At 40.7% G+C, this 26,303-nt stretch carries 27 protein-coding genes; 10 read left to right on the top strand and 17 right to left on the bottom strand.

Annotation, left to right across the window (positions count from 1 at the left end; genetic code table 11):
* Positions 1–118 precede the first annotated feature (118 nt).
* Complete coding sequence (dnaB, locus tag ACOVQQ_RS06040) at positions 119–1,675, top strand: replicative DNA helicase (RefSeq protein WP_421817397.1); 1,557 nt, start codon at positions 119–121, stop codon at positions 1,673–1,675.
* Positions 1,676–2,220: 545 nt separating this feature from the next.
* Here the strand turns inward: dnaB and ACOVQQ_RS06035 are convergent.
* On the bottom strand, positions 2,221–2,601 hold the full coding sequence (locus ACOVQQ_RS06035; RefSeq protein ID WP_421817396.1) for a hypothetical protein: 381 nt from the start codon (positions 2,599–2,601) through the stop codon (positions 2,221–2,223).
* A 544-nt stretch (positions 2,602–3,145) separates the two neighbouring features.
* Positions 3,146–7,804, bottom strand: a complete 4,659-nt coding sequence (locus ACOVQQ_RS06030) for a beta strand repeat-containing protein (protein WP_421817395.1) — start codon at positions 7,802–7,804, stop codon at positions 3,146–3,148.
* A 229-nt stretch (positions 7,805–8,033) separates the two neighbouring features.
* On the opposite strand from ACOVQQ_RS06030, the gene ACOVQQ_RS06025 reads away from it, so the two are divergent.
* The gene (locus tag ACOVQQ_RS06025) at positions 8,034–9,296 is read left to right on the top strand and encodes an asparagine synthetase B (protein WP_421817394.1); all 1,263 of its coding nucleotides are present in this window, start codon (positions 8,034–8,036) and stop codon (positions 9,294–9,296) included.
* A gap of 378 nt (positions 9,297–9,674) precedes the next feature.
* Here the strand turns inward: ACOVQQ_RS06025 and ACOVQQ_RS06020 are convergent, their stop codons facing one another.
* The 4 genes from ACOVQQ_RS06020 to ACOVQQ_RS06005 all read right to left on the bottom strand — a co-directional run bounded on the left by ACOVQQ_RS06020 (position 9,675) and on the right by ACOVQQ_RS06005 (position 11,720).
* Positions 9,675–9,977 (bottom strand): helix-turn-helix domain-containing protein, encoded by a 303-nt coding sequence (locus ACOVQQ_RS06020; protein WP_421817393.1) that lies wholly within the window; start codon positions 9,975–9,977, stop codon positions 9,675–9,677.
* On the bottom strand, positions 9,961–10,305 hold the full coding sequence (locus ACOVQQ_RS06015; RefSeq protein ID WP_421817392.1) for a type II toxin-antitoxin system RelE/ParE family toxin: 345 nt from the start codon (positions 10,303–10,305) through the stop codon (positions 9,961–9,963). The genes ACOVQQ_RS06020 and ACOVQQ_RS06015 overlap by 17 nt, the downstream gene beginning before the upstream one ends.
* 407 nt (positions 10,306–10,712) lie before the next feature.
* Positions 10,713–11,219 carry a hypothetical protein gene (locus ACOVQQ_RS06010; RefSeq protein ID WP_421817391.1) on the bottom strand — a complete coding sequence of 169 codons (507 nt, stop codon included), beginning with the start codon at positions 11,217–11,219 and terminating at the stop codon, positions 10,713–10,715.
* Between the two features lie 177 nt (positions 11,220–11,396).
* Complete coding sequence (locus ACOVQQ_RS06005) at positions 11,397–11,720, bottom strand: hypothetical protein (RefSeq protein WP_421817390.1); 324 nt, start codon at positions 11,718–11,720, stop codon at positions 11,397–11,399.
* On the opposite strand from ACOVQQ_RS06005, the gene ACOVQQ_RS06000 reads away from it, so the two are divergent.
* On the top strand, positions 11,719–12,159 hold the full coding sequence (locus ACOVQQ_RS06000; RefSeq protein ID WP_421817389.1) for a hypothetical protein: 441 nt from the start codon (positions 11,719–11,721) through the stop codon (positions 12,157–12,159). The genes ACOVQQ_RS06005 and ACOVQQ_RS06000 overlap by 2 nt on opposite strands.
* 343 nt (positions 12,160–12,502) lie before the next feature.
* Here the strand turns inward: ACOVQQ_RS06000 and ACOVQQ_RS05995 are convergent, their stop codons facing one another.
* The 10 genes from ACOVQQ_RS05995 to tgt form a co-directional block, all read right to left on the bottom strand.
* A complete protein-coding gene (locus ACOVQQ_RS05995; protein ID WP_421817388.1) occupies positions 12,503–12,739 on the bottom strand; it encodes a hypothetical protein in 237 nt (78 codons plus the stop codon).
* 233 nt (positions 12,740–12,972) lie between these two features.
* Entirely contained in the window at positions 12,973–13,263 is a 291-nt protein-coding gene (locus ACOVQQ_RS05990) for a helix-turn-helix domain-containing protein (RefSeq protein WP_421817387.1), read from the bottom strand.
* 2 nt (positions 13,264–13,265) lie between these two features.
* Entirely contained in the window at positions 13,266–13,610 is a 345-nt protein-coding gene (locus tag ACOVQQ_RS05985; protein WP_421817386.1) for a type II toxin-antitoxin system RelE/ParE family toxin, read from the bottom strand.
* A gap of 309 nt (positions 13,611–13,919) precedes the next feature.
* The gene (locus ACOVQQ_RS05980; protein ID WP_165764527.1) at positions 13,920–14,066 is read right to left on the bottom strand and encodes a hypothetical protein; all 147 of its coding nucleotides are present in this window, start codon (positions 14,064–14,066) and stop codon (positions 13,920–13,922) included.
* A complete protein-coding gene (locus tag ACOVQQ_RS05975) occupies positions 14,056–14,316 on the bottom strand; it encodes a hypothetical protein (RefSeq protein WP_094487419.1) in 261 nt (86 codons plus the stop codon). Before ACOVQQ_RS05975 ends, ACOVQQ_RS05980 begins: the two co-directional genes overlap by 11 nt.
* Positions 14,317–14,428: 112 nt before the next feature.
* A complete protein-coding gene (locus ACOVQQ_RS05970; protein WP_421817385.1) occupies positions 14,429–15,019 on the bottom strand; it encodes a DUF2199 domain-containing protein in 591 nt (196 codons plus the stop codon).
* A 177-nt stretch (positions 15,020–15,196) separates the two neighbouring features.
* On the bottom strand, positions 15,197–15,904 hold the full coding sequence (locus tag ACOVQQ_RS05965; protein WP_421817384.1) for a hypothetical protein: 708 nt from the start codon (positions 15,902–15,904) through the stop codon (positions 15,197–15,199).
* A gap of 449 nt (positions 15,905–16,353) precedes the next feature.
* Positions 16,354–17,238: a DMT family transporter gene (locus tag ACOVQQ_RS05960; protein ID WP_421817383.1), complete on the bottom strand. Its 885-nt coding sequence runs from the start codon at positions 17,236–17,238 to the stop codon at positions 16,354–16,356.
* Positions 17,225–18,337 (bottom strand): LptF/LptG family permease, encoded by a 1,113-nt coding sequence (locus ACOVQQ_RS05955; RefSeq protein WP_298147551.1) that lies wholly within the window; start codon positions 18,335–18,337, stop codon positions 17,225–17,227. Before ACOVQQ_RS05955 ends, ACOVQQ_RS05960 begins: the two co-directional genes overlap by 14 nt.
* 1 nt (position 18,338) lies before the next feature.
* Complete coding sequence (gene tgt / locus ACOVQQ_RS05950) at positions 18,339–19,469, bottom strand: tRNA guanosine(34) transglycosylase Tgt (RefSeq protein ID WP_421817425.1); 1,131 nt, start codon at positions 19,467–19,469, stop codon at positions 18,339–18,341.
* A gap of 311 nt (positions 19,470–19,780) precedes the next feature.
* Between tgt and ACOVQQ_RS05945 the strand changes: the two genes are divergently transcribed.
* From ACOVQQ_RS05945 to ACOVQQ_RS05925, 5 genes are read left to right on the top strand one after another with little or no spacing between them, the layout of a single operon-like run.
* Positions 19,781–20,386, top strand: coding sequence for a SatD family protein (locus ACOVQQ_RS05945; RefSeq protein ID WP_421817382.1), 606 nt, complete (start codon positions 19,781–19,783; stop codon positions 20,384–20,386).
* Positions 20,374–21,090 carry a DUF3307 domain-containing protein gene (locus ACOVQQ_RS05940; protein ID WP_421817381.1) on the top strand — a complete coding sequence of 239 codons (717 nt, stop codon included), beginning with the start codon at positions 20,374–20,376 and terminating at the stop codon, positions 21,088–21,090. The genes ACOVQQ_RS05945 and ACOVQQ_RS05940 overlap by 13 nt, the downstream gene beginning before the upstream one ends.
* Before the next feature lie 6 nt (positions 21,091–21,096).
* Complete coding sequence (locus tag ACOVQQ_RS05935; protein WP_421817380.1) at positions 21,097–21,627, top strand: DUF1003 domain-containing protein; 531 nt, start codon at positions 21,097–21,099, stop codon at positions 21,625–21,627.
* Between the two features lie 11 nt (positions 21,628–21,638).
* Entirely contained in the window at positions 21,639–22,055 is a 417-nt protein-coding gene (locus tag ACOVQQ_RS05930; RefSeq protein ID WP_421817379.1) for a hypothetical protein, read from the top strand.
* Positions 22,052–23,245, top strand: coding sequence for a chloride channel protein (locus ACOVQQ_RS05925; RefSeq protein WP_421817378.1), 1,194 nt, complete (start codon positions 22,052–22,054; stop codon positions 23,243–23,245). The genes ACOVQQ_RS05930 and ACOVQQ_RS05925 overlap by 4 nt, the downstream gene beginning before the upstream one ends.
* Here ACOVQQ_RS05925 and ACOVQQ_RS05920 read toward each other — a convergent pair.
* Positions 23,242–23,697, bottom strand: coding sequence for an META domain-containing protein (locus ACOVQQ_RS05920; RefSeq protein WP_421817377.1), 456 nt, complete (start codon positions 23,695–23,697; stop codon positions 23,242–23,244). The genes ACOVQQ_RS05925 and ACOVQQ_RS05920 overlap by 4 nt on opposite strands.
* An 89-nt stretch (positions 23,698–23,786) precedes the next feature.
* On the opposite strand from ACOVQQ_RS05920, the gene ACOVQQ_RS05915 reads away from it, so the two are divergent.
* Together ACOVQQ_RS05915 and ACOVQQ_RS05910 are read left to right on the top strand one after the other, a co-directional pair.
* Positions 23,787–24,569: a DUF2490 domain-containing protein gene (locus ACOVQQ_RS05915; protein ID WP_421817376.1), complete on the top strand. Its 783-nt coding sequence runs from the start codon at positions 23,787–23,789 to the stop codon at positions 24,567–24,569.
* Between the two features lie 181 nt (positions 24,570–24,750).
* Entirely contained in the window at positions 24,751–26,145 is a 1,395-nt protein-coding gene (locus ACOVQQ_RS05910) for an FAD-binding oxidoreductase (protein WP_421817375.1), read from the top strand.
* Positions 26,146–26,303 lie beyond the last annotated feature (158 nt).

The following is a 26,303-nucleotide window of genomic DNA, read 5'->3' as shown; positions in this document are numbered from 1 at the left end:
TCCGAAGCCTTACCGTTTCGGATTTTTTTTGCGTTATCAACAAAAAAAGCGGGTTATAAACAATTTCGCGCTGATAACTCTGCCGGCAGAAACGCGCGGCAATGCATACTTTAGCACTATGGAAAACGTCAGAAATATAGCAACGGGATTTACCGAGAAATCTGCGGTAATCAATTTAGAGAAAGGAAAGCTTCCGCCGCAAGCGGTGGAACTTGAAGAAGCCGTATTGGGCGCCATGATGATCGACAAAAAAGGTGTCGACGAAGTGATTGATATGTTGCAGCCCGATGCGTTTTATCGGGATTCGCACCGACACATTTACGAGGCTATTCGCGAGTTATTCACACAAACGCAACCCATAGACTTGTTAACAGTTTCCGCACAGCTTAAAAAGAACGGAACTTTAGAAGCGGCTGGTGGCGATTACTACTTGATTCAGCTAACGCAGAAGATATCGTCGTCGGCGCACATCGAATTTCACTCGCGGATTATTCTGCAAAAATTCATCCAACGATCGCTGATTCGCATTTCTTCGGAAATTATCGAAGATTGTTACGACGAAACGACCGACGTATTCGACTTGCTCGATACGGCCGAATCGCAACTGTACGAAGTAGCGCAAGGAAATACGAAAAAGAACTCGGAAACGGCGCAAATGCTCGTTTTACAAGCCAAACGCCGCATTCAGGAAATTGCCAATAAAGAAGGTTTGAGCGGCGTACCTACCGGTTTCGAGAAATTGGATAAGGTTACTTCGGGCTGGCAACCGAGCGATTTGGTCATTATCGCAGCGCGTCCCGGTATGGGTAAAACGGCATTTATCCTATCGATGGCACGAAATATGGCCATTGATCACAAGGCGCCGGTAGCCATTTTCTCCTTGGAGATGTCGTCCGTACAGTTAATTACCCGTTTAATCTCGTCGGAAACCGGACTTACGAGCGAGAAGTTGCGTACCGGAAAGTTGGAGCAGCACGAATGGGAACAGCTGAGCACCAAAGTGAAAGATTTGGAAAGCGCTCCGTTGTTTGTGGACGATACGCCCTCGCTTTCGGTATTCGATTTGCGGGCAAAAGCGCGTCGTTTGGCTTCGCAGCACGGCATTAAAATTATTATTATCGACTACTTGCAGCTGATGACGGCGGGTAGTAAAGACAGTAAAGGCAAGGGAATTGGAAACCGCGAGCAGGAAATTTCGACCATTTCGCGAAACTTGAAAGCTTTGGCTAAGGAATTGAACATTCCGGTTATTGCACTATCGCAGTTGTCGCGTGCCGTTGAAGCGAGAACGGGCCATAAGCGTCCGCTGTTGTCCGACCTACGTGAATCGGGAGCGATCGAGCAAGACGCTGACATTGTGTCGTTTATCTATCGACCTGAATATTATAAAATTCCGGATTGGGACGACGAAGACAACTCGCCTACGCAAAATACGGCGGAATTCATCATTGCGAAACACCGTAACGGATCGTTGGAGAACATTCGATTGAAGTTTATCGGAAACTTAGGAAAGTTCGCGAATTTGGAAGAATACGGTTCCGGTTTCGACGATTTGCCTTCGAAGATGAACTCCGACAACTCACCGTTTTTCACATCGAATTTACCGAGTCCGGATCAGGCCTTTGGCAGTGCGGCAAACAACCAAGACGACGATGATAATGGGATTGGTTTTTAGCAGCTAATCGCGTTTTCCGTTACAAGTACGCAGCAAAACCAAGCATTTTACACGTGCAGCTTGCGGCTTTCGTTGGTCGCCACAGCTTTCGGTAAAATAGCTTGGTTTTGCTTTGCGCGCTTTCCACTGCAACCACGGCTAGGGAAATGCGTTGGTAACGTTTGGTGGAAAAACATTTAAACTTGCAGTTGTTCGAAAAAGACTTTGCGTATTATAGTTTGTGAGAACAAACCAAAAGAACTTTCAAGCTTACTGATCAGCTGCGTCTCTGAGATGATATTTATTACCTATCTTAACCACGACTTTCTTCTGATCAAGTATATCAAAAAAATCTTTTTTTGAATAGCCCAAGCCTCTTAGTAGGTTTTGTATGATGAATTCGGGCACGGGTTCGATATGATTTTGGAACGGTAAGGGTCTAGTTAAATCAGATCTAGTGTACTGAGCATGACCTTTTTTGTTCTTAATAAATTTACATAAGCAAAGCTCCAAAAAAGATTCTAATTGCGAAATTGTAATATTTCGCAGATGCTGCGTTGACATCTTTAAGCAAGTTGCAGATTAACTTTTGAGTAATCTTTAATCAAATCTTTTGATTTAAACAATTGATTAAAGTGCTCATTTTCAGCCAACATATCTTCAAAATCTGGAGAAACTACTCTTCTTTTCTTTTTATTGACTGCCCAACCGAGATTTTCTAACTCTGTGAATATAGTTTTCTTGTTATGTGTGTAAACAATAAACTCTTCTAAGACCGTTTCAAAGGATTCTCTTGCTTCCTCTTTACTTAAACCATAACCTGTTAGATCTAAAGCTGGAGCATAAACATAAAATATATTGTCTTCTTGCCATAGAAATAATGAAAGACTTAACTCAACATTATAGCGACCGTCTGAATATTTTGCGTTTGCTTGCTTTTTGTCCATTTTTACTATTATTCGTTTGAAACGTAATTAATCGTAATAAATCAACTAGATTCTTTACTTCAAAAGTAGCAAAAAAAGAACAATTATTATCAATGCAAAAAGGTCTAACAAGTGTTACGAGAAACTGTAATTAGTACAAATCTGAATTAAATACACTTAGTATTTTGGTGACCAAATTCGACAAAAGTGTTTATTTTTCAGGGTAAAAGCCTTTTTAATACAGAACAATTCTTAATCCGGAACGTTTCCCGAGAACAGGTTTCCGCATTAGCGATTGGCGCGAAAATAAAAGACGCTTTTTAAGCTAACGCTGCACAAGGCAAAACGCGACAGCGGGAGCGCTTTTGACTGTTGCTAGCGTGGTTAAAAAGCGTTTTTTATTGCAGCAAAAGCGCGACGCCGTTGACCAGACAGCGCTCAACCACGATCAACGGCGGAATGCCCAAATAATAAAACTAAACCAACTCCAGCACAAACTGGTTCGAAATAAATCAAAAAAAAAGGACACCCAAATGGATGTCCTTTTCATATGAAGTGAACCTACTTAGTAGGCTAATTTCTTAGTTACTGTACCTTTATCGGTTACGATTTTCACTAACAATACTTGGTTAGACAAGTTGTTTGTTGCAACCGTAGTTTGGTTACCAGAAGCTTTTACGCTTGTAATTTGACGACCTGTGATGTCGAAAACAGTTACTTGCTGTAACGTAGCTGCACCCGCATTGATTTGAATGCCGTTGTTGTTACGGATAGCCACTACAGTGTTGTTTGATTCAACTGGGTTGTTTACGTTAAGCGTTGTTCCTTCGTAAACGATAGAAAAACGATCGTTGAATGTACCGATTTCAGAAGCAAATGTAAACGGACCTTCGCTTAGGTTGTGAACTGTACCTGTAGCGTAATCGCGAATGTAAATGTTTTGTCCATTTGCAAAGATACCATCGATGTTTGAAAGCGTGAACGTAAAGTTACCTGCCGTTTCAGTAGAGAAACCTAAAGCAGTTTCGTCGGCTAGATCAACCGGATTAGCTTTACCTTGAATGGTATACTTCTCGTTGTCTAGCAAGGTGTAAATCATTGCACTGTTTGTACCGATTAATTTACCGTCGAAGTTTGTATCGAATTCAGCAGTAGCGCCCTCTACGTATCCTAAAAGAACTTGGTTGTAATTGGTTTCGCCGCTGCTTAGGTCGATCCACAAACGGTTTGGTTGTGAAGAACCTTCAGACAAAGTTTGACGACCAGCACGGAAGAATTGGTTACCGTGATCGTCGATACGCATACCGTTATTAAAGTTCACCGAAGTAATTGTTGGCGTAGCTGGCAACTGTACTAAGAAACCTTGACCTGTTTGTATAGTTCCGTTTGGTGTAGCACCACCTGCTGGAGCAGCAGCACCAGTACCGTTCCAAGTAGCGTAATTAGCCGCAGAACCTGCACCTTGTGTAACGTGTGCCCAGAAATAAAGAGTTCCGATATTTGGGTTAGCCGCTACAAAAGATTGGCAAGAAATTGGCGATGGGTATGGGTTAGCAATAATATTGTAACCGCTCGTTGTGCGTGTTACCGGAACGTTGTAAGTTCCGTTGTTTGGCAGACCTTCAAAAGTACCTGTCCAGTTTGTATTGGTCGTGTTTGAGAGATTGTTTTCTGCACGAATCATATAGCCGCGACCTGGTTCGAACGCCGTTGCAGCAGCATCAACGTTTACGAATGCATTCGTTGGCTCGTTGAACGTGTAGAAACGGTTCGTAAGTGTAAATGGACTGAAATCAAGTAAATTTTGTCCTGTTACAGGTGCTCCCCAGTAGATATAATCTTGACGCTTTAAGTTAGCCACACGTTGTATTGTGATGTTCCCAACGTTAGCGTAGTTATTGTTTTGTTGGATTAAGTTTGAACCGCTTTCGAAAACTACAGTTCCTCCGTTTACAGCCAAGTCTTCAACCAAAGAAATAGTTCCTAAACCATTGGCAAGTACATCGCCTGATGTAACAACTAAACGTTTAGCGTTGATATCGCCATTAGCAGCAGTATTGTAATTTCCATCGATAAGGGCAACAACACTTGAATTAGGAGTACCGTTTGTCCATGAAGTACCTGTCCAAGTCGTGAATGTAGAAATATAGAAGTTTCTAAAACGCGACGTATTTGTACCTGCCGACATGCGCACACGGATGTAAGCTGTTGTACCCACGAACGTACTGAAATCGATTGTTTGACGGAAGTTTACATAGTTGTTGTTCAAGTAAGTAATTGAACCTACTGTGCTATAATTAGTTCCATCTTCAGAAACTTCAAGAGTAAGTGTTTGGTTCGTGTTGCCACCGAAAGTAGCACCGTCAAAACTTACTTCAACTTGCGAAATACCAGTGATATCAAATGCTGGAGCTGTAATGGTTCCGTTAATGCTTATTACAGCATATCCGCCACCACCAGCGTTAAAAGCTGTTGCCGCATATTGAAAACCTTGTAGTGCAGCATTGTTGTATAAAGTTTGTGTGTTAAACGCATTGAAATAAGGTACTGCAAAAGGTACGTAAACCGTTCCTGAAACAGTTACGTTAAATGAAGCAGTTCCACCGCCAGAAATCTCTACTGAACCTGTGTAGTTGTTTGCGCTCAAGCCACTCACTAAACGCACGTAAACAGGAGCGTTAGTTAGCGAGTTACCTGTGTACGGCAATTGTACTGAACTGGCAAAAGTGGTATTATCCGTAGAAACTTCGAAGTTAGCTGGTGCAGTTACTGTAAGGAAACTATCAACAGGCGTTAAGTTTGCAGCATTAACTGTGATGGTTTGCGAAGCCGAAGGACCTGCTGCCAAAGCATAGTTAAGGTTGGCAATGTTTCCTGGAGTTGCATTTAAACTTGGGTTTGGTGTGTTTTCAACTGAACCTGTAAACACATAGTTGTTTACACTCAAAGTTGCAGTAGAACCAGAAGTACCAAACCCGTATATTCTAAAGGTAATTTCGCTTGAAATATCTTGAATAGTACTAATATCAACCGTATTTATAAAACCTGGAGCTGCTGCTGCCGATAAAGTAGCAAATACAGTCGTAAAATTGTCAACACTAGTTCTGAATTGAATAGTTGTAGCGGAAGACTGCTGCAATTGCACCACAAAATTTGTAAAGTCAATTTGTTTACCTGTTCCAGGAGTAATTTTAAACTCGAAATATTTGTTTGCATCGAACGAAGGTACATTCCAAGCATTGGCATTGTAGCGGTCGTTTGCATTTGTACCAACAATTCCGGTACTTCTTCCAACACCACTAGAAGTAATATCAGCTGCGGTAACCATACCTGTTATGTACGGGTTTGAAGTATTTGGATTAGTACCCGTGATCGGGTTTCCAACCAAGGTAGATGCTACATCAAATGCGGCACTATTTGCACTTGTAACCGTACTGGATGCAGTGATAATTTGTCCGGTACCACCTAGTAGCATAGATACATTACTAAAAGTAGCGACACCCGCAACAGCAGGAAGTGAAGTGGTAGAACCAGCTGTAAAGCCTTGCGCAGTAGACAATGCAATTGAATCAACAAAATCTAAATCTAGGTTAGACAAAGCATCTACCGCACGAACGGTGAAGCTCGGTGTAATAGGAAGTAAGCTAAATCCGCCTAATGGCTGAACTCCAAAAACAAGAGTTGATGCTGTTACTTCGATTCTGTTTTCATCTAAAGTCGTTGACGATGTTGCGCCACCAGCGTTTCCAGCAGCAAAAAGTGAACCCGCTAAATCAGCAGTAGCAGAAGTAATGGTTACTTGTGGTCTGGTGTTATCTGTAACACTAGCTTTGAACGTAATTAAAAGAGAAAATACTTTTGAGGAGCCAGATGCTGCAACCAAATTTAATCCCGTAAAATTGAGCGTTGCTGCCGCAGCTAACTCTTGAATTTCAGTTGTTCCATCATATAATGCTACACGCTCTACTTGTGCCGACTGTGTCATAGATAAAGTTAACGCAGTAAGTGTTGTAGCAAACCCGTCATCTGGGCTACCCGCAATGTCGTTCAAGGAGAAACGAACTAATTCATAGCTTGCTGTTGTTACATCTGTTCCCTGAAATAAAGCGTAATTCACATTACTTGAAGGTGTGTATGCACCAGAAACAGTAATAGTTGACAACGAATTCGTTGCACTTTGAATAGGACCTTGACGAGGTGAAAATGTTTCACTACCGTTTTGCGTTCCCGTAGTGGCTATTGGAAGTACCGAAAAGCGAATGAATTTGCCAAGATCGTTATTTGTTAATGCATATGTTGTACTTGTAGCACCACCGATAGCCACTTCATTTAAGCCCGAATTATTATCGGCTCGATACCATTTAAATGTAGAAGTTCCCTGTGGATCGTTTTCCACATCATTGTAAGTGTACGATCCCGTTAAAGTTTGCCCCACAAATAAACTACCTGTAAAAGCTACGTTTGTAGCAGTTGGCGCATTATTGGCAGCAGCTGCATTCGCAGTAATGCTTACGTTATCGACGGTCAAGAGTGGAGCACTACTAGTAGTACTTCCTGTACTTACAGTATATCTCCACGCAAAATAAAACGCCTGCCCGTTTGATATTGGCGCCGCGGGGGTGAATACCTTATTCGAAACAGTAGTAGATGCACCTGGAGCAACAGTATAACCAGTATTGTCTGCATCTGGAGTAAAGCTCGTCACAAAATCAGCTCCGCAAGGCGTCCAGCTCGTCCCGTTGGTTGAATAAAACAACTCCATAGTAAAGTTTGCATTCGTGCCTCGACGATACTTTTCAACATCATAAGTTATATTGAAAGATGCAATATTAGAAGCTCCCGTATTTGATAAATGATAGTAGACCGATACTGTTTTTGACGAAGAACCAGAAGATAATCCGCCAATTGCGCTTTCAGTAGTTACACCATTTGCGTTTCCTCGATAAATACCGTTACTGGCTGTAGCAGAAACATTGTTCCCTGCCGCAAGCTCAACTGCGCCAACCGCTGAGTCGAAATTCACGATGTTACGTTCTGCCGCACTTTTCGAAACCCGCCAGTTTGCCGGCAGGGATGCTGTAGAGGATGTCCCCAAACCATTAAAATCTTGGGATACTGTAGCTCCCGCAGAAATACTTTGTTGCGCATGTACTTCCGGAGCAACCAAAAACGTCGCAACCAAGGCCAAAGTAGCTAAGCACAATCTTTGTAATCTTGTTTTCATAAAGTTTTAAATTTTTTCGGTACAAAGTTAATTACAATTTATTTGCAGCAGAGTACTTTGTGTAACCAAATTGTTAAGGTTTTTTTTTAGATTGTTGATAACCGCTAGCAAATTCCCATTTTTGGCATCTCATAAATCGATTTTTTTAGGAATTCTCTAAGCGAGTATTTAACGACTCTTTTAAATTATTTTCAGCGAAATCGGTTATCTTCGACACTTTCAAACGACCATGAAAAAAATTGTTATTCTTTTCCTGCTTCTTACTAGCTCATACAGCTCTTTTGCTGGTTTTCTGCTGCTTCCTATGGACGAAGTTTCACAGCAAAATCACCTTAAAGCCTATGGCGTTACCTACTGGGTGCTTGCTCAAAATTATAAAGCGAGTTGGCTGCTCAATTACCGCGGCGGCTCCTTCCTCCTACCCGATACCGCCGAAATCCGCAAAGAATGTCAGATTCGCGGTGTGAGTTTCGAAATCCTAACCGACAGCGAAGCCGCTCAAATTCAAGACGAGATCTCTTCGCCTTCGCAAAACATGGAAACCGTCATTCTCGAAAAAGCACCAAAAATTGCCGTCTATACACCTAAAGGCAAACAACCCTGGGACGACGCCGTGACGCTCGTACTTACCTACGCCGAAATTCCATTCACACCCATATACGACGAAGAAGTTCTATCCGACGGACTCCTACTCTACGACTGGCTGCACCTGCATCACGAAGATTTCACCGGACAATACGGTAAATTCTACGGTTCCTACAAAAATACGCCTTGGTATATCGAGCAAAAACGCGATGCCGAACTCCTCGCCACCCAACTCGGCTTCAGTAAAGTGTCGCAAGCTAAATTAGCCGTCTCTAAAAAAATACGCGATTTTGTCATCGGCGGCGGATTCATGTTTGCCATGTGCTCGGCAACCGATAGCTTCGATATTGCACTCTCGGCAGAGGGCGTCGATATCTGCGAACCCATGTTCGACGGCGATCCGAGCGACGCGAATTACCAAAGTCAGATCGACTACAACCAAGCTTTTGCCTTCAAAAATTTCATTTTAGAACGAAATCCGAATGCGTACGAGTTTTCGGATATCGATACCACCAACAAACGCGCTATGATTCCGATGGAGAAAGATTACTTTACCCTGATGGAATATTCGGCCAAGTGGGATCCGATTCCAACCATGTTGTGCCAAAACCACACACAATTGGTAAAAGGATTTATGGGCCAAACAACGGCTTTCGACCGCGAATTGGTGAAAAATAACGTTTTGGTTATGGGCGAATGTCTTATTAATGGCGAAGCGCGCTACATTCACGGCGAGCGCGGCAAAGGCATGTTTACATTCTTTGGCGGTCACGATCCCGAAGATTACCGGCATCAGGTAGGCGACGCTCCAACGGTACTCGACTTACACCCGAACTCACCCGGCTACCGACTCATCTTAAACAACGTTTTGTTTCCCGCTGCACGCAAAAAGAAACAAAAAACCTAATAACCTGAGTTCGATTAAAAATTTTCATTTGGGCAGCACCCGCCGCAGGTTTTGTGGAATCGGGTTGCGGCGGGTCGGGCATTTTGCTGCAATGGCGCTTGCTCCCGCCGTTTTTGGTAGCAGCTTCGCGCCGCTTCTTTCAGTCGCACGCCAAGCCACACCAAAAATCGGCAGCAGCTTCACGGCATTTCCGCGTCATTCCCTGCTGCGAAGTGCGTGCGCGAAGGAATGTTTTTTGAAGAATTTGGTACGGAACCAAAGAAAAAAACTCGTTTAAAAGTTCTTAAACGAGCTAACATTATTACAGATTGTTAGGAAAGATTGGTTGACAATGACTTGAGGCCGTCAAAGGTAGTTTGTCCAGCTCAACAAAATTAGTTAAAGCGTGATTGAAAGCTTTAATTGTCCGCCAAGTCCAAGCTCAACAATTTTTTGAAGCGTCGAAATGCGAACCTCTTTGATGTTGTTTTCAATCTTTGAAATATATCCTTTATTCGTGCCACATTTTTGGGCAAGTTCTTCTTGTGTCAAGCCTCTTTCAAGTCTCGCTTGTTGTATAAGAAAGCCAATTTTAAACGATTCATAGCCTTTCTCAAAATTGTCGCGTTTAGGTGTTCCTTTCTTGCCATATTGCTCGTCAACAAATTGGTCAAGCGTTTTTAAATTACTTTTCGCTTTCATACTCTTTTTTAATTTTTATTGCCTTTTCAATTTCAGATTTCGGCGTCTTCTGAGTTTTTTTGTGAAATCCATTTCCCAAAACAATGAGCTTTCCTTTGTCAAAAAAGCAGAAAATTCTAAAAATGTCGCTACCCATTTTAACTCGAATTTCATACAGACCATCGGTTCCTTCCAAGTGTTTAAAATAGTCGGTCGGTACAAGCGGTAGAGTTTCAATAATTCTAAAAGTCCATAAAATCTTCTCTCTTACTTTAGGCTTCTGCTTTTCGTAGAAGTCTGAAAAGTAGTTTTTATACAAGCTTATAGTCCTTAATTTTACTTCACTCATACGTTACAAAGATATTTAAAGTTGTCCGAATGAGCAACTTTGGCTTTTATCTAAAACAGCAAGCTACATTTTGCTTGCGGTTTGCGGCCATGGGAATTTGCAGTTTTTACTTATATTTATAATGCAGAAAACCAAACATAAATTCTCTCCTAAATTACGAAGTACGCTTTAGAAGTTAATTTTTAATCATTGTACAGTAAAAAACGGTTTTTAAACACCATATCCATGACCTAAAACCTATTCTTTATATTTGGGCAGCACCCGCCGCAGGTTTAGCGAAATCGGGTTGCGGCGGGTCGGGCATTTTGCTGCAAAGTGGGTGCACGAGGGAATGTTTTTGGAGGATTTACTACTTACATTTTGTAAATCGTTTAACGAAAAAAGCCGTTGTGGAGCGATAAAGGAAGCTAGCAATATATTTTCTTTTGAAGCTTTCGCCTGGTGAAAAACGAAAAAATAGAGAGTCTACAATCTCCCTTCCCTAAATAAGTCAAATTTCCGTAGACCTTTTTTCCATCAAAGACAAGTATAAGTTCTTTTCCTTGAAGCCAAAAGTCATTCTTGCGCATAATTACCAAATTCTCTTTCTCAACAACTTGTTGATACTTACCAGTGAATTTTAACTCACTTAAATGCGATGCCTTGTCATTTAAATCAATTTCACCTAGATACGTTAATTCATTAAGAAATCTCAAACCGATTATACCCCAAACAAAGGGTATGTTAACAAGAAACATAAATAGTATTCCTTTTAAATTAAAAACCTGATTACCATAAAAAATCAGGTAGATTGACAACATAGGAACTATAAACACAAAAAACATGTCAAAAACAAGGTATACTACTTTCTCCGAAAGCGTTCGCTTAAAAACCAATTTCTTGCGCTTAATGGATTGATCAATATCTATTTTCATATTACAAATTTACTTATCGGTCTAGGCATTTTGTAAGTTGTCGCTTGAAAACTCCTAAACAATTCTACAAAATTCTAAACAAAAGAAAGTTGCCGACACCAATTTATCAGCTACGAAGACATAAAAACAGTATTCGTTAACCGAGAAATTCCGCGAAACTATGATTGTGTATAGAGACTAATTCCACACCTCAGTTCTAAATTTTAAGATGGTGAAAACTAATAAAACATGAACAATTAATAGTAAGTAGCTGATTCTTTTAAAAGTAAACCTATCTATTAAAAAGCCATAAAGTGGGAATTGTAGCACTGCTAAAATTACATTTATTAAGCTCAATTTATTGAACCACAGGCAAGCTAGCATTCCAAGAGGAAAAAATGCAACAGCAGGTTCATAAAAGCCATGTCCACCACCACTTAAAAAAACAACGATAATTAATAAAAAAGGAGTTAAAAATGACAATCTAATTGTCCATTTGTACTTCATAGTATATTCTTGCATGTATAAGATTTACTTCCGTGTATTATTGCGGTTTACAGCCAGGAAAAATTCGCCGACTCTAAAAATATTTTTGCAGCAAAAAAGCATGTCTGATTCTCGCCTAAATTACAAAAAGCGTTTCTACAAGTTAATTTTAAATCGTGGAACGCAAGAACCGGCGTTTAATGCCAAAAAAAACTTCTCGACTTCTTTGGGCAGCACCCGCCGCAGGTTTTGTGGAATCGGGTTGCGGCGGGTCGGGCATTTTGCTGCAATGGCGCTTGCTCCCGCCGTTTTTGGTAGTTGCTTCGCGGCGCTTCTTTCAGTCGCACGCAAAGCCACACCAAAAATAGGCAGGCGCTTCACGGCATTTCCGCGTCATTCCCTGCTGCGAAGTGTGTGCACGAAGGAACGTTTTTTGAAGAATTTGGTACGGAACCAAAGAAAAAAACTCGCTTAAAAGTTCCTAAACGAGATCGGAATTTTATGTTTTGGGTGGGTTATCCAGGTTAGCGGTAGTTGCTATTTTATTTTTAGGTTGTCTGGGTTTTGTCTGTTGTCCCACAGTGTGTGAATTATAATTTGGTCTTGGTTAAATTCATAGAATACTATGAAGTTTTCAATGATTAATCCACGAACAGATTCTATTTCTGTCTTAATTCCGATTTCAGGTTGTTTTTTTAGAATTAAAATTTCTTCAATTAGTCTTTTGTATAGTTTAAGAGAATAGGTCTTGCTCTTATTTCTTTGAGTTTAGAACTCCATAATGTCAAGGAGTTTATTAGTTGCATTCCTTGACCAAATTATTTTGCGCTTGCCCATTTTGCAACCTTCTTGTCTAGCGTTTCATGGTCCATAGATAAACCTTCCTGTATTTCTTTCTTTGATTGCATAATTTCTTGTCTTTGGTCTTCGGTTAACTTTAGCACTTCTGCGTCTGTTTTTGAGTCAAGAATTGTTTTAAGAGCCTTAAGAAATGAAACATCGTTAATCTCGGATATTCTATGCACTAATAGTTTTTTTAGTTGAATTGCTGTCATGTTTTCTATTTCTAGTTGCACGAATTTACAAAATATTTCCGGTCTTGTGCTGTGCGTAGCAATTATTGCTAACGTTCCTTCGATAGCCTACTTTGGCGATAAAGCGAAACGATTATTTCTAACTTAGATAAACGTTTTTTACTTTGAAACGTTAGTGACGCCTGGGTCGTGTATGCCAAACGCCAAACTATCACATTCGAACCATATCGGCTGGCGGCTGTTAACAGATGTAGCTATAGTTCAATTTGAATTTTCACTTTTCCACCTAAACCTTTTTCAACAATGTCGTACAAGGTTTTTAGCGTTAAATTGCTTCCATTATTTTCAATTCTAGAAATATATTCTCTTTTTTTATCAACTAAATCTCCAAGTTCTGTTTGAGTAAGTTGTTTCTCTTCACGAGCTTTTTTTAAGAGTAAACCAATTTTAAAACCTTGGAAATCTCTTTCAAGTTCGTCACGTCTCTCGGTGCCTTTTTCACCGTAAACATTGTTTTTAATTTCTTTCCAGCTTTTAGTTTCCATAGTTATTTAGATTTTTTTTCTGAGTAATATTTAGTCATTAATTTCAACGCTTTGTCCATTTCATTTTTTGGTGTCTTTTGCGTTTTCTTTTGAAAACCATTGAGAAGAATCACAAGCTTTCCATTGTCAAAAAAGCAAAATACACGCCAAATGTTTGACCCGAGTTGAATTCTAGCTTCGTAAAGTCCATTTGTTCCTTCAAGAGATTTCAAATAATTTGAAGGAACTCTTTCCAGGGTCTCAATGGCTTGTATAATTTTAAAGATCTTATCCTGAACTTTTGTTGGCTGTGCAAGGAGGAAATCTTCAAAATGATTTTCATAGGCTATGACTTCGCGCACTTTCATTTTTCAAAGGTAACTTAAAAGTTACGTATATTCCAAATGTTATCCGGATTACTATAAGTCTTTTGCAGGAAACGCCATATCTGCTAACGTTCTGCTGCCATTCGACTGTTGCAAACTATGCGAAAGGCATTTCTTCCACTAAGATAAACGTTTTTTGCTTCCTACCGTTCGGTACGCTTGAAGCATGAAAGCAAACGAAAGTGCTTTAAGTCGATTTAAGAAAGAGCGGTTTTGGTAGATATTTTGAAGATGTGGTTTTTGAGTGGGGTTGTGCAACGGTTACGGCCGTGGGCAGCTGCCCTTTTTTATTTATGGCTCAATTACTCTAATTTTCCCTTCTTCGCTGATTACAAGCTTTTGACCTAGAGCTTTCTTTTTCTCAATCAGTTTCTGAGAAGAAATTTTTATTGCTCTTTTAATTTTTTCCTTTAGAATTTCTCTCTCATTATTGCTCATCGGAAATTGTTTTTAATTTGTTGAACTTTTGAGAATTATGTATTGTGAAACTTTCGTTTTCAATTTCTTTTTCTGCGATCAATTCTGATTCAGGCTTTGAGTTATCGAATATAAGCAAAGAATCAACTTTGTTAGAATAAAGAAGAAAAAGATTTTTTATTCCAGCTTTATATCTTCTTTCAATAACATCTGGTGCTATATTGTGTCCTCCCTCAATTACTCTTTTTTTAACCCCTCTAAAATTTGCCAATTACAACTTAACTAAAAAATAAACCGCTCTAAAATCGCTTCTAAACAGGTCTTTTTCTGTTCAGATTTATGTTTTTTACTTTTTAAAAGAGGTTGTGCAACAGCTACGGCTGTTAGTGGTTGTTTTTGTATTTCCATACTTGCCACCACTTTTTATTCTCAACTTCGACTTTTCCATCATTGTAATCACTGACATTTCTTAACATTTCCGAAATTCTCCTTTCGGCTTCTTTCTTTGAGATTCCATTGTAATAATCTTTTACAAATGGATGCTCGAAACTTTCATGAGGAAATAATTCTGGTCTTAAACCATCGTTTCTTGTAACTACATTCATTGGAATACTTTCTGAAAAGTCGTAGCCTAAAATATCATTGCAAAGCCAACCAAAATATACTTTTTCTTCGCTTTCCTTTTGAAAGCTATCTTCATAATCCAAATAGCTTTTTTCACTTAACGAAACCCAAAGCCCATAATCTAAATTTTCGCAATGATCATTTACTTTTTGAATTAAAACACAGCGAATAAATCTATCAGTTTGTTCTTCGTGTTTGATTGTACAAAAATCATTATCTAAATATCCAATTCTGTTTCTATCTTCTTCTGATAAGCAATCATAATTGTCAGGCGATATGAAGGTCAATGCTGGCCATTCTTCGTGAACTTTTCCACAGCAACTACATTTGAATTTTACGATTTCGGACATCTTGTCTAAGATAATGTTGTTTAAAAATATTCACTAATGTTCAAAGGCTTTTCTAGGTTTCGGACTAAAGAAGCCGAAACTTTTGGTTAATCACTGAACTCAAAGATACAAAACCAACTTTAAATTAAGCGCAAAACCCGCAATCTTGCAAAACCTATGTTGGCAGTAGTTTTTATTTTAATCTTCAAAAAAATCTTCAATTAAATTCTTTTCGTGTGTTAGATATTCTCTATCATCTTCATCCATTTCGGATATTCTTTTTTCTAATTCAGACTTTATATTTTCAGAAACGTCTTTATTGAAATTTGGAATTACCCAATCTTCAGAATAATCTTTTCTTGTGAAAAAACTAAATGATGAACAAGCAACTAAAAAACCATTTGTGTAATCTTTTTTTATCAGCGAAGTTGAATACTCTAATTCACTTAAGCTAAATTTCTTTTTGGTTTTAAAACTTAAGTAAGTTGCATATAATGCAAGAAGTCCAGATGGAGAACTAAATTTATAAAATTTATCGAATATTTCTTTAGAGATTACAGTTGTTGAAGCGTCTTTCGGAATAATTTCTTTATTATAAACATCAGATACTAATTTGTGTGTATTGTCTACTTTACCTTCTAAACTTTTTAGTAATACTGGAATATTTTCTATTTGTTGATTAAGTTTAATTGTACTTTCGTTTAATTTATTTGATGATTCATCAACCTTATTAGACGCACTGTTTAATTGACTCAATGTTTGAGATAAGGACATATTTGAATAGAATGCATAAATTATAGAGATTAATGCTAAAAATAAAGAGGTAATTGTTAAGGCAAATGATATGTATGCAACTAATTCACTTTGGTCTCCAAAATTGAACGTAAATAGGCAAATGATAATCATGATTAAAATACCAATTATGTATAAAAAAATGAATTTTTTGAGTTTTGTTATTTCCCATAAATATTTCTGTCTTAATTTTTAAAATGTGCTAAGTTTCTAAATTCTAGTTTTCTGCGGTAAAATTACTGCCAACTTGACAATTGGCGAAGTTCCTTCCTCAATCTCAATTTTCCAAAACAAGCTTAAATTATTTAATAACAACAACTTGCGTCAAAAAATTTATGCGTATTTTTGATATGTTAAATTGGGCACTTGTTTCGCCTTTTGTCTTTTACGAAGATACGTTTTTTCCACTAAACGTTAGTAACGATTTTCCTAGCCCGGATGGTAGCGGCAGCCCGTAAGAAAAATGCGGTATTGTGAAACGGTTGGAGCGTGGTGACCCAAGAAACCGCGCAAAAACCGATTGAACAAACCGGATTTTTTGCGGACTATAGCGAACAGCCGGATTAGCTACTAACCCTCGATCGTGATTTGATGTAGCCGTTTAGCAATACCGTGGCTAAAATTACCGCGGCGCCGATGTAAAAACCGAGACTCATTTGCTCGCTGTCGCCTAAGATGAAGTACGCTAAAATGATGCCGTACACAGGTTCGAGATTGGTGGTAAGCATAACTGTATAGGGCGAGAGCTTTTTCATGATGTCGACCGATGCCGTAAACGCATAAGCCGTGCAAATACTCGCTAAAATGAGCATGTAAAACCAATCGCTGCCCGAAAGTTGAAGTAACTCGGCCCTAATTTCGCCCGTTGCCAACAAGTACACACTCACGGCTAGAAATCCGGCGAAAAATTCGTACACCGTTAAAATAGAAGCGGGATTGTTGCGCGTTAATTTTCCGTTACACAAGGTAAATAAAACGCCCATAATCAGCGAAAACAAGGCACAAATAGCTCCTTCGAGATACTGCACCTCGACTTGTATGATAAAACTCAGTCCGGCCACGATTATCAATCCAAAAAACACTTCGTACCACAGCATCTTACGTTTGAAAAAGAAGGGCTCCAGCAAGGCCGCAAAGAACGAACCCGTAGAAAATACCGCCAAGGTTATGGAAACATTCGAAATTTTAATGGCTTTGAAGAAGAAAATCCAATGCAAGGCAATTAATAAACCTACGCCTGCCGTTTTGAGCAACAGCGCCCGAGAAATGGCCAAATTTACCTTCCGACTACGTTGCCACAAATACAAAAAAACCGTAGCTAAACCCATGCGAAACCACACCAAACGGTATTCTTGTATGCTGATTAAATCGCCCAAAACAGCGGTAAAACCCCATATAAAAACTATGAGGTGCATTTTTAAGTGTGCGCCGGTTTTATCGTTTAGCATTGCGAAGCAGGTAAATCGCTAAAGTACCGAAAAGTACGTTTGGTGTCCACACGGCCAACAAAGGCGGAATGCTCGATTTTTCGGCCAAAACTCCAAAGATTTTATCGAAGAAAATATATGTAAATGCCAGAGCTATACCGATAGCCAAGTTTATTCCCATACCGCCGCGACGTTTCATCGACGAAACCGCCACCGCAATTATGGTTAGTATAAACGCCGAAACCGGAATACTGAATTTCTTGTAATACACCACCAAATAAGAACTGATGTTGCTCGAACCGCGGTTTCGCTCCTTGTCGATAAAACTGCTCAACTCGTGTAAACTCAAAGTTTCAGCCACGTAAACGGTAGGCGTTAAATCTTCTAAATCGAATTGAAAAATCGTATCCATTTTGGGTTTCGACTCCAACTTATCCGACAGCGGTCCGATGGTGCGTTTTTTGTATCCGTACAGCGAAAAATTCTTCTTAATCGGATTGTATTTAATACGGTCGGCATTGATTTTAAACACCATTTTGTTATTGGCATCGAACTTCTCGTACGAAAAGTTAAACGCCATTTTGGCATCGTGATTAAAAGTACCTACGTGAATGAAATCGGTTTTATTAACTTGTCGAAATACGTTGCTATTTTTTCGAATTTGCGCTTTTCCGCTGCTGCCTTTCAGATAGTTATATCGGAAATTATTAAATCCTTCGCTGGCTTTTGGAACGATAAAAATTCCCATTAACAACGAAAACAAAGAAACGATGGTTGCCCCGAAAATGTACGGTCGTAAAAATCGGGTAAACGATATTCCGCTGCTCAGTATGGCAATGATTTCGGTATTGTTAGCCAACTTCGAGGTAAACCAAATTACGGAAAGAAACAGGAAAATCGGGAAAAGTAGGTTGGCGAAATAAATTGTAAAATCGAGGTAATAGAGTGCAATTTTACCGAAAGGTATTTTGTTTTCCATCATTCGATTGACCTTTTCGGCAACGTCGATCGTAATTCCGATGGGAATAAAAAGCATCAGCATCACCGAAAAGGTAGCCAAATACCGGTTCAGGATGTACTTGTCGATTATCGTTAACTTCCCCATCTTTAGTTTTTGCATATTACAAACGCTGGTTCATTTGTTTTACCATCTTATTTTTCCATTCGGCGAAAGTGCCTGCTAGAATTTGTTTGCGTGCTTCGCGCACCAACCACATGTAAAACCCAAGGTTGTGGATGGTTGCAATTTGTTTGCCGAGATACTCGTTTGCTGCAAATAAATGGCGCAAATACGCTTTCGAATATTCGTGATCTACAAAGGTTGTTCCGTTTTCATCTAAAGGAGAAAAATCGGCTTCCCACTTTTTATTTTTGATATTTATTGTGCCGTTTGCGGTAAACAACATGCCGTTTCGGGCGTTTCGTGTAGGCATCACACAGTCGAACATATCTATTCCCAACGCAATATTCTCCAAAATATTGATTGGCGTACCTACTCCCATCAAGTAACGCGGTTTATCTTGTGGCAGAATCTCGGTTACGACCTCAGTCATTGCGTACATTTCTTCGGCAGGTTCGCCCACAGATAAGCCTCCGATGGCGTTACCTACTTGGTTTGAATTTGCAATGTATTCGGCCGATTGTCGGCGTAAATCCTTGTACGTACTTCCTTGAACAATCGGAAAAAATGCTTGCGAATAGCCGTATTTGTACGGAACTTTTTCCAAATGTGCGATACAGCGATCGAGCCAGCGGTGCGTCATGTGCATGGAACGTTGTGCATAGCGGTAATCGCACGGATACGGCGTACACTCGTCGAACGCCATGATGATATCGGCTCCGATGGTGCGCTGAATTTCCATCACATTTTCGGGTGTGAAAAAGTGGTAGGAACCATCGATATGCGACTTAAACTTAACGCCTTCTTCTTTTATTTTTCGATTGGCCGAAAGCGAATATACTTGGTAACCGCCCGAATCGGTGAGTATGTTTCGGTCCCAATTCATAAACTTGTGTAAACCTCCTGCCCGCTCTAAAATATCGAGCTGCGGACGTAAATACAGGTGATACGTATTTCCGAGGATGATATCTGGATTAATTTCATCGCGCAACTCGCGTTGGTGAACGCCCTTGACCGAAGCCACGGTTCCCACGGGCATAAAGATTGGCGTTTCGATAATTCCGTGATCTGTAGTAATTTTTCCGGCGCGCGCACGCGAATGCGGGTCGGTATGTAGCAGATTAAATTCCATAGTATTTTTAACGGCTGCAAAGATACACAAAGCCTTGGCATCGTCGGCATTTGTGCAAAAACGGTAGAGTACTTTTAATTTGGGTGTGAAAGGGCGCTCATAATTCTTGACTAGGTACTGCGACATCCCGTTCCGAATAGGTGTAAAAGCTGTGTGCAATCGGCGTTTCAAAAAATATCTTAATTCAGTTGATTTTAAATAATTGGCGTAAATAAACCTATTTTTAAAAATTGGCTTAAATAAGCCTATTTTAATAAATTGGCGTAAATAAACCTATTTTTTTTGTATTTTTGAATAAATAATACTTTGCTATGTATGCAGTAATCACAGGCGACATTATTGCTTCAAGAAGCGTAGAGCCAAACCGTTGGCAACCTTTGCTCGAGAAATTTCTGCAGGAAAATGCCGAACCCGCTCACGAATACGCTATTTCGCGCGGCGACAGTTTTCAAATTCAGGTTTTGGCTTCTAGCTGTTTGGAAGTGGCCATTCAACTTTCGGCTTTGCTGAGCGCCGAATCGGGCGTTGGTGTTCGTATGGGAATTGGCTTGGGAACAACGGAATTGTCGGAAAAATCTATTTCAAAGAAAATGAGTGAGGCACATATCTTTTCCGGTAAAGCATTCGATATGCTCAAAAACGACCGCCTGCGCATTAAAACCAAAAACAAAGAATTCGATGAAACGCTCAACGTAATTTGTAGCTTTATCGGAGTTTTGATAAAAAACTGGAAACCCGCAACGGCTGCAACGATTTATCACGCTTTGAAGCAAAACAACTTATCGCAAAAAGCCTTGTCGGCACTGCTACAAAAACACGAAACCAGTGTTTCGAAAGCATTAAAACGCGGCGGATTTCACGAAATAGAACAAGCCATTAACTTGTTTAAAAATATGCTCGAAACATGCTCGATTTAGCACTAAAAATACTGTTAGCCCATTTGTTGGGCGACTTCGTCTTGCAGTCGTCTCGTATGGCAGCCGACATTGAACAACGTGTGTTAAAATCTCCCATGCTTTACTTGCACGCGGGCATTCACTTGTTCTTGTTGCTGCTGATGACGCAATTTTCAAAAGACACTATTTTGAGTTGCATCGTACTGGCTGCCAGTCATTTTTTAATCGATGCGTTGACAAAAACTGTATTAAAAAAACGGCTGCGTGTCTTTGTGGTGTTTATTGTCGACCAGCTGCTGCATTTCGGTTGCATCGCGTTGTTTGTGGCCTATCATCAGACATACGAAATAGATTGGGAACGCATTTTCGGTACGCAAACCCTCTTGACTGCAAACGCTGTTTTGGTAGCTACGTTTTGTTCGGCTATTGTGATGAAGAAATTGATGCAGTTTTTTCCGTACGAAGCGCCAAAAACGGGACTTGCAGAAGCCGGATTTTACATTGGAATTCTGGAACGTTTGCTGATTTTCATTTTCATCACGTGCAATTTGTGGGAAGGCGTTGGCTTTTTACTTGCCGCGAAATCTATTTTCCGCTTTGGCGATTTGCGTGAAAACAAAGAAATAAAACTAACCGAATACATACTTATCGGAACGCTATTGAGCTTCACGCTAGCTATCGTAACCGCACTAATTTATCTAAACATCCGAGTCACACTAAATTAAAAAGTTATGCAAACCGAATTTGAATCTGCCGAAGATTTTGCCGTCGACCAACTGCGAAAATTACGCGAAATTGTTTCTAAAACACTGGAAGAAGAGCAATTGATTACCGAAAATCTGTTGCATCCACCGCGCGAATACCTGACTCAAGGACAGAAAATTTCTGATAAAGTGGCACGTTTTGGCGGCAGCTGGTCGTTTATCATCAGCTTTTTTGTTTTGCTCGTCGTATGGATTTTATTCAACAGCTTGGCATTAACGTCTGAGCGCTTTGATCCGTATCCGTTTATTTTGATGAATCTCATCTTGTCGTGTATTGCTGCTTTGCAAGCGCCGATTATCATGATGAGTCAGAACCGACAAGAGGAAAAAGATCGGCAGCGTTCTGAAAACGATTATTTAGTAAATTTGAAATCCGAACTCGAGATAAGAAGTTTGCATCAGAAAATCGACTTAATCGCCGAAGAACAACTCAAAGCGATTTACGATTTAGAAGCCAAAATACTGACGAAATTAAACGATTCTAAAATTCAAGATTAGCTATTCGACTCATGGCAACGAAAACTTGGCAACAGAAATTCGATCAACGCAAGGAAGCAGAAGTGAAGCGAATCGACAAACGATTTGCAGACATTCCCGAAAACGCACTCATGCTTATTGCCACTCCAAAAATTTTTGCCGATTACATTTCACAAATTCCCGCGGGAACCTTGGTATCTATGACTGATATCCGGAAAGATCTTGCACTCACCCACGGTGCAACGCATACCTGTCCGGTAACGACGGGCATTTTCCTACGGATTGTAGCCGAACTCAATTACGAAAAGTATCAAGCAGGAACACCCTTAAGCGAAATCACACCTTTTTGGCGGGCAATCGCTCCCACCGCTCCTTTGGCGAAAAAACTAAGCTTTGGAACCGATTTTCTTCAAAAAAACTTAGCCGCCGAACAAGAAGTTAACGCTTGAAACGCTTGGCCTTTCCTAAAATAGCGCCCATTAAAGAACTGATTAGCTGGATCATTGCCCTGCTGCTCTTATCTAGCTGCGTTGGCTTGGTTTCGGGCGTGTTTTTGTATGTTTTGGACGGTGTTACTAATCTTCGTTTACAGGTTCCGTATCTTATATTCGGACTTCCTTTTGCGGGCTATTTCATGGTATGGTATTATCAAAAATTCGCGCCCAGTTATCAAGCCGGAACAAAAATGTTGGTTGCAGCTTTGCAGAACGGTAATCAAAACTGGAACTTCTTTTTAGCGCCGCTCATCTTTGTGACCACTTTACTTACGCACCTATTTGGAGGCAGTGCCGGACGCGAAGGAACCGCGGTACAAATGGCCGCCGGACTTGAATCGGCCGTTAGCAAACTAGTACAATTAGACGCAACAAAGCAGAAAACCTTTTTGCGTTGTGCGCTAGCCGCCGGATTTAGTGCTGTATTTGGCGTTCCGCTCGCAGGATTCGTCTTTGCCTTCGAAGTTGATAAAACTAAAGGCATAAACGCATTTGCGGTGGCATCGGTGTGCTTTTGTTCGATTGTGGCAAATACTGTGGCTTTGTTGCTTCCTATTTCGCATACTACGTATAAAACGGCGGATCTACCCGATTGGAGTTTTGGCTTATTCTTAGCTTTACTTGCATGCTGCCTAGCCTTCGGATTTACCGCGCGCTTGTTCATCGAATTACAAGAAAAAATAGCGTTTCTATTTCAGAAAATTACCGATAAAAAACCGCTGCAAGCTTTTGTTGGCGGCTGCATACTTATTGCACTTGCCTTTGTTTTACAAACCGACCGCTATCTTGGCTTAGGTATTCCCGAAATTGAAAGCGCTTTTCAACAACCCACCGACGGAACTGTGTTTGGCTGGAAACTTTTATTCACCGCAATTACCTTAGCAGCCGGATTTAAAGGTGGCGAAGTTACCCCGCTGTTTTTTATTGGAGCAACGTTAGGAAGTTTTCTCGCCGTACCGCTTGGTTTGCCCATCGGTTTTGTTGCTGCACTGGGTTTTGTCGCAGTATTTGGCGCAGCGGCAGCCTTACCGATAACCTGTGCCGTTATGTGCCTGGAACTATTTGGAATACCGTACTTTGTGGTTGCGTTACCGGTTTGCCTACTGGCTCGCATTTTTGCCTGTAAAAAAAGTATTTATACTTAGCGCACACGAACCAAACGCAGCAGCGGAGCCATGCGTGCTTTATTCAGCGAAAGCGTGTCGCCACGTAACGTAAAATTGTCTACAACTTCTAATTTTTGCAGGAATTCGCGTTCCAAACTCATGTCGTTACAAGCCATCATAGTGCTGCCCATTTTGCTGAATTTCAAACGAAAACTTCCGTCTGTTTCAAACGAACCAAAGAAATTATTGCAACTGGCATTACCCGAAATACGACCTGCTTTCTCTATGGTAATCACCGGCGTTTTCAATCCGGCTGTCACTTCTACTGCGCTACCATTTAGTTCAATCAACTGCCATTTACTGTATAAACTGCTCGATTCGTTGTTTTTTGCATCCGATAAAACTGCACGTTGCTGGCAAGCCGTACCTAAAATAACTGCTACTAATCCAAGGCCTAACTTCAATAATTTGGTCGTTTTGCTGCTATCCATAATTCCATTTTTTTTGAGATTTGAAAATACTAAAAATAAAAGCTGTTTCTGTTATTAACGTACTTTTACAGCCAACTAACCACAAAACTATGCCGCTGAAGTTTCGTTTTCCTTTGCTTTTTGTTTTTCTCTCAATAGGAATAAACGCCCAAACCACACGAATCACCGATCGCAACAACATTGGCTGGTACAACTATTTCGGAACGTTTAAAGTGGCCAACAAGTGGAGCGTACACACCGAATACCAATGGCGACGCGCCGAAACCATTTCCAATCCGCAGCAAAGTTTACTTCGCCTGGGAGCCAACTACCAAGCAAATCCGAAATTGCAACTTCGCTTGGGCTACGCTTGGATAGAAACCTATGCCTACGGCGATATTCCGTTAAACGGCTTCGGAAAAACATTCACCGAGCACCGCATCTTTCAAATGGCAACGATAACCGATAAAATTTGGAATATCGATCTCTCGCACCGATTCATGCTCGAACAACGCTGGGTGGGTCGGTTTAACTCGGCAGCAGCAACTTCCGAAGACGAATACCTGTTTTTAAATCGACTGCGCTACATGTTTCGCCTGCAAATTCCTTTGGCTAAAAATCCGAAACCTAAAACACCGTATCTAGCGGTTTACGACGAGATTTTCCTCGGATTTGGCGAAGATATCGGTGCCAATGTATTCGATCAAAATCGCCTCGGACTCCTACTCGGCTGCAACCTCACGTCTAATTTTAAAATCGAAGCCGGCTACCTCAACCAAATCGTGCAGTTTGGCAGAAACATCAACAATCAAGACGTTTATCAATACAATAACGGTTTGATTGTCAACACCATATTCAATTTCGATTTCCGGAAAAACAAAGAAACCAAATAACCGATTTTCAACTTTATTTGGGCGTTCCCGCGAGAACGAAATCGCTTCATCTAAAATCGTAACTTCGCGGTCGGGCCTTTCGCTATAATCTGTTTCGCGCCTTAAGCGGCAGCGCAAAACAGGATTTCCGCTTCAGTCCCTAACGCAAAATCCGTAACCGAAAAATCGTTTTCAAAAGAATATGCTTACCGATTCGTTTCTTTCCGAACTTCAAAATATTCCAAACCTCGACTGCTACCGCGATACAGAAACGCTGTTGCATTACGGCCACGACGAAACCGAAGACCTATCGTTTCCACCGCATATCGTAGTCAAACCAGCTACCGTTGAACAAGTCTCGGCCGTTTTAAAAATTGCAACCCAGCATAAAATTCCCGTAGTTACCATCGGCGGACGCACCGGCTTAAGCGGCGGAGCATTGGCCGTTCATGGCGGCATTGGTTTATCGATGGAACGTTTCAATCAAATTCACGAAATCGATTTGAAAAACTTGCAGGTAACTACCGGAACGGCTGTCGTTACCCAAACCCTGCGCGATGCGGTGGCGCAACACGGCTTGTTTTATCCGGTCGATCCGAGCAGTCAAGGCAGTTGTTTCATCGGTGGCAACATCGCCGAAAATGCCGGAGGAGCACGTGCGTTAAAATACGGCGTTACCAAAGATTACGTACTTAATTTACAAGCAGTTTTGGCCAACGGGACAATCATCGAAACCGGCGCAAATACGCTAAAGAACGCTACCGGCTACAACCTCACGCAATTGTTGGTAGGCAGCGAAGGAACGCTTGCTGTAATTACACGAGCCACGCTTAAACTCCTGCCCTTGCCTACGCAAAACGTTTTAATGCTCGTGCCCTTTCGCAACGAAGCCGAAGCTTGCGAAGCTGTTTCAGCCGTTTTTCGAGCCGGATTTGTTCCGTCGGCACTCGAATTCATGGAACGTGATGCCATCGACTGGGCGCTGCAATTTGTTGACAACCTTAATGTTGTAGTTGCACCAGACGTAAATGCACATTTGTTGGTAGAACTCGATGGCAACAACCTCGACCAACTGCTCGAAGAAGCTGAAAAATTGTGCAGCGTTTTCGAAGCTTACGACATAGACGATATTCTTTTTGCCGATTCTACCGAACAGAAAAATCAACTTTGGAAAATGCGACGCAGCATAGCCGAAGCGGTTAAAGCCAATTCGGTCTACAAAGAAGAAGATACGGTCGTTCCGCGCTATGCTCTACCTGAGTTGTTGCAAGGCATTAAACGCATTGGTGCGAAATACGGTTTTAAATCGGTTTGTTACGGACACGCCGGCGATGGAAACTTGCACGTAAACATCATTCGCGGCGCGCTCAGCGAACAGCAGTGGCAGGAAGATATTCCAAAAGGCATTACCGAAATATTCGAACTAACAGTGGCGCTAGGTGGCACACTTTCTGGCGAACACGGCATTGGTTACGTACAAAAAAATTATATGCCCATAAAATTCCCGACGCATCACTTAGATCTAATGCGTGGAATCAAAAACGTCTTTGATCCAAACGGAATTTTGAATCCAGGGAAGATTTTTCCAGATGCGTAGCTACCCATAAGGGAATTTACTCCATTGATTCACTGCGAGATCATGCAGTGAAAAATACGTCATTTGTAGTATTTCAGAAGATTAGCTCACTAAATAGTTTTGACTCATAACTAAAAACATTTAATTATGAGAAAATTACTATTTGTATTGGCAGCTCT

This window comes from Flavobacterium sp. (assembly GCF_049240005.1).
GTDB lineage: Bacteria > Bacteroidota > Bacteroidia > Flavobacteriales > Flavobacteriaceae > Flavobacterium.
The sequence above is the reverse complement of the archived record's forward strand: the minus strand, read 5'-3'. Positions and strand labels throughout refer to the sequence as shown.

Coding starts and splice junctions, on each gene's coding strand:
- dnaB (WP_421817397.1), top strand. CDS start 119: ATGGAAAACGTCAGAAATATAGCAACGGGATTTACCGAGAAATCTGCG.
- ACOVQQ_RS06035 (WP_421817396.1), bottom strand. CDS start 2,601: ATGGACAAAAAGCAAGCAAACGCAAAATATTCAGACGGTCGCTATAAT.
- ACOVQQ_RS06030 (WP_421817395.1), bottom strand. CDS start 7,804: ATGAAAACAAGATTACAAAGATTGTGCTTAGCTACTTTGGCCTTGGTT.
- ACOVQQ_RS06025 (WP_421817394.1), top strand. CDS start 8,034: ATGAAAAAAATTGTTATTCTTTTCCTGCTTCTTACTAGCTCATACAGC.
- ACOVQQ_RS06020 (WP_421817393.1), bottom strand. CDS start 9,977: ATGAAAGCGAAAAGTAATTTAAAAACGCTTGACCAATTTGTTGACGAG.
- ACOVQQ_RS06015 (WP_421817392.1), bottom strand. CDS start 10,305: ATGAGTGAAGTAAAATTAAGGACTATAAGCTTGTATAAAAACTACTTT.
- ACOVQQ_RS06010 (WP_421817391.1), bottom strand. CDS start 11,219: ATGAAAATAGATATTGATCAATCCATTAAGCGCAAGAAATTGGTTTTT.
- ACOVQQ_RS06000 (WP_421817389.1), top strand. CDS start 11,719: ATGTATAAGATTTACTTCCGTGTATTATTGCGGTTTACAGCCAGGAAA.
- ACOVQQ_RS06005 (WP_421817390.1), bottom strand. CDS start 11,720: ATGCAAGAATATACTATGAAGTACAAATGGACAATTAGATTGTCATTT.
- ACOVQQ_RS05995 (WP_421817388.1), bottom strand. CDS start 12,739: ATGACAGCAATTCAACTAAAAAAACTATTAGTGCATAGAATATCCGAG.
- ACOVQQ_RS05990 (WP_421817387.1), bottom strand. CDS start 13,263: ATGGAAACTAAAAGCTGGAAAGAAATTAAAAACAATGTTTACGGTGAA.
- ACOVQQ_RS05985 (WP_421817386.1), bottom strand. CDS start 13,610: ATGAAAGTGCGCGAAGTCATAGCCTATGAAAATCATTTTGAAGATTTC.
- ACOVQQ_RS05980 (WP_165764527.1), bottom strand. CDS start 14,066: ATGAGCAATAATGAGAGAGAAATTCTAAAGGAAAAAATTAAAAGAGCA.
- ACOVQQ_RS05970 (WP_421817385.1), bottom strand. CDS start 15,019: ATGTCCGAAATCGTAAAATTCAAATGTAGTTGCTGTGGAAAAGTTCAC.
- ACOVQQ_RS05965 (WP_421817384.1), bottom strand. CDS start 15,904: ATGATTATCATTTGCCTATTTACGTTCAATTTTGGAGACCAAAGTGAA.
- ACOVQQ_RS05960 (WP_421817383.1), bottom strand. CDS start 17,238: ATGCTAAACGATAAAACCGGCGCACACTTAAAAATGCACCTCATAGTT.
- ACOVQQ_RS05955 (WP_298147551.1), bottom strand. CDS start 18,337: ATGCAAAAACTAAAGATGGGGAAGTTAACGATAATCGACAAGTACATC.
- tgt (WP_421817425.1), bottom strand. CDS start 19,469: ATGGAATTTAATCTGCTACATACCGACCCGCATTCGCGTGCGCGCGCC.
- ACOVQQ_RS05945 (WP_421817382.1), top strand. CDS start 19,781: ATGTATGCAGTAATCACAGGCGACATTATTGCTTCAAGAAGCGTAGAG.
- ACOVQQ_RS05940 (WP_421817381.1), top strand. CDS start 20,374: ATGCTCGATTTAGCACTAAAAATACTGTTAGCCCATTTGTTGGGCGAC.
- ACOVQQ_RS05935 (WP_421817380.1), top strand. CDS start 21,097: ATGCAAACCGAATTTGAATCTGCCGAAGATTTTGCCGTCGACCAACTG.
- ACOVQQ_RS05930 (WP_421817379.1), top strand. CDS start 21,639: ATGGCAACGAAAACTTGGCAACAGAAATTCGATCAACGCAAGGAAGCA.
- ACOVQQ_RS05920 (WP_421817377.1), bottom strand. CDS start 23,697: ATGGATAGCAGCAAAACGACCAAATTATTGAAGTTAGGCCTTGGATTA.
- ACOVQQ_RS05915 (WP_421817376.1), top strand. CDS start 23,787: ATGCCGCTGAAGTTTCGTTTTCCTTTGCTTTTTGTTTTTCTCTCAATA.
- ACOVQQ_RS05910 (WP_421817375.1), top strand. CDS start 24,751: ATGCTTACCGATTCGTTTCTTTCCGAACTTCAAAATATTCCAAACCTC.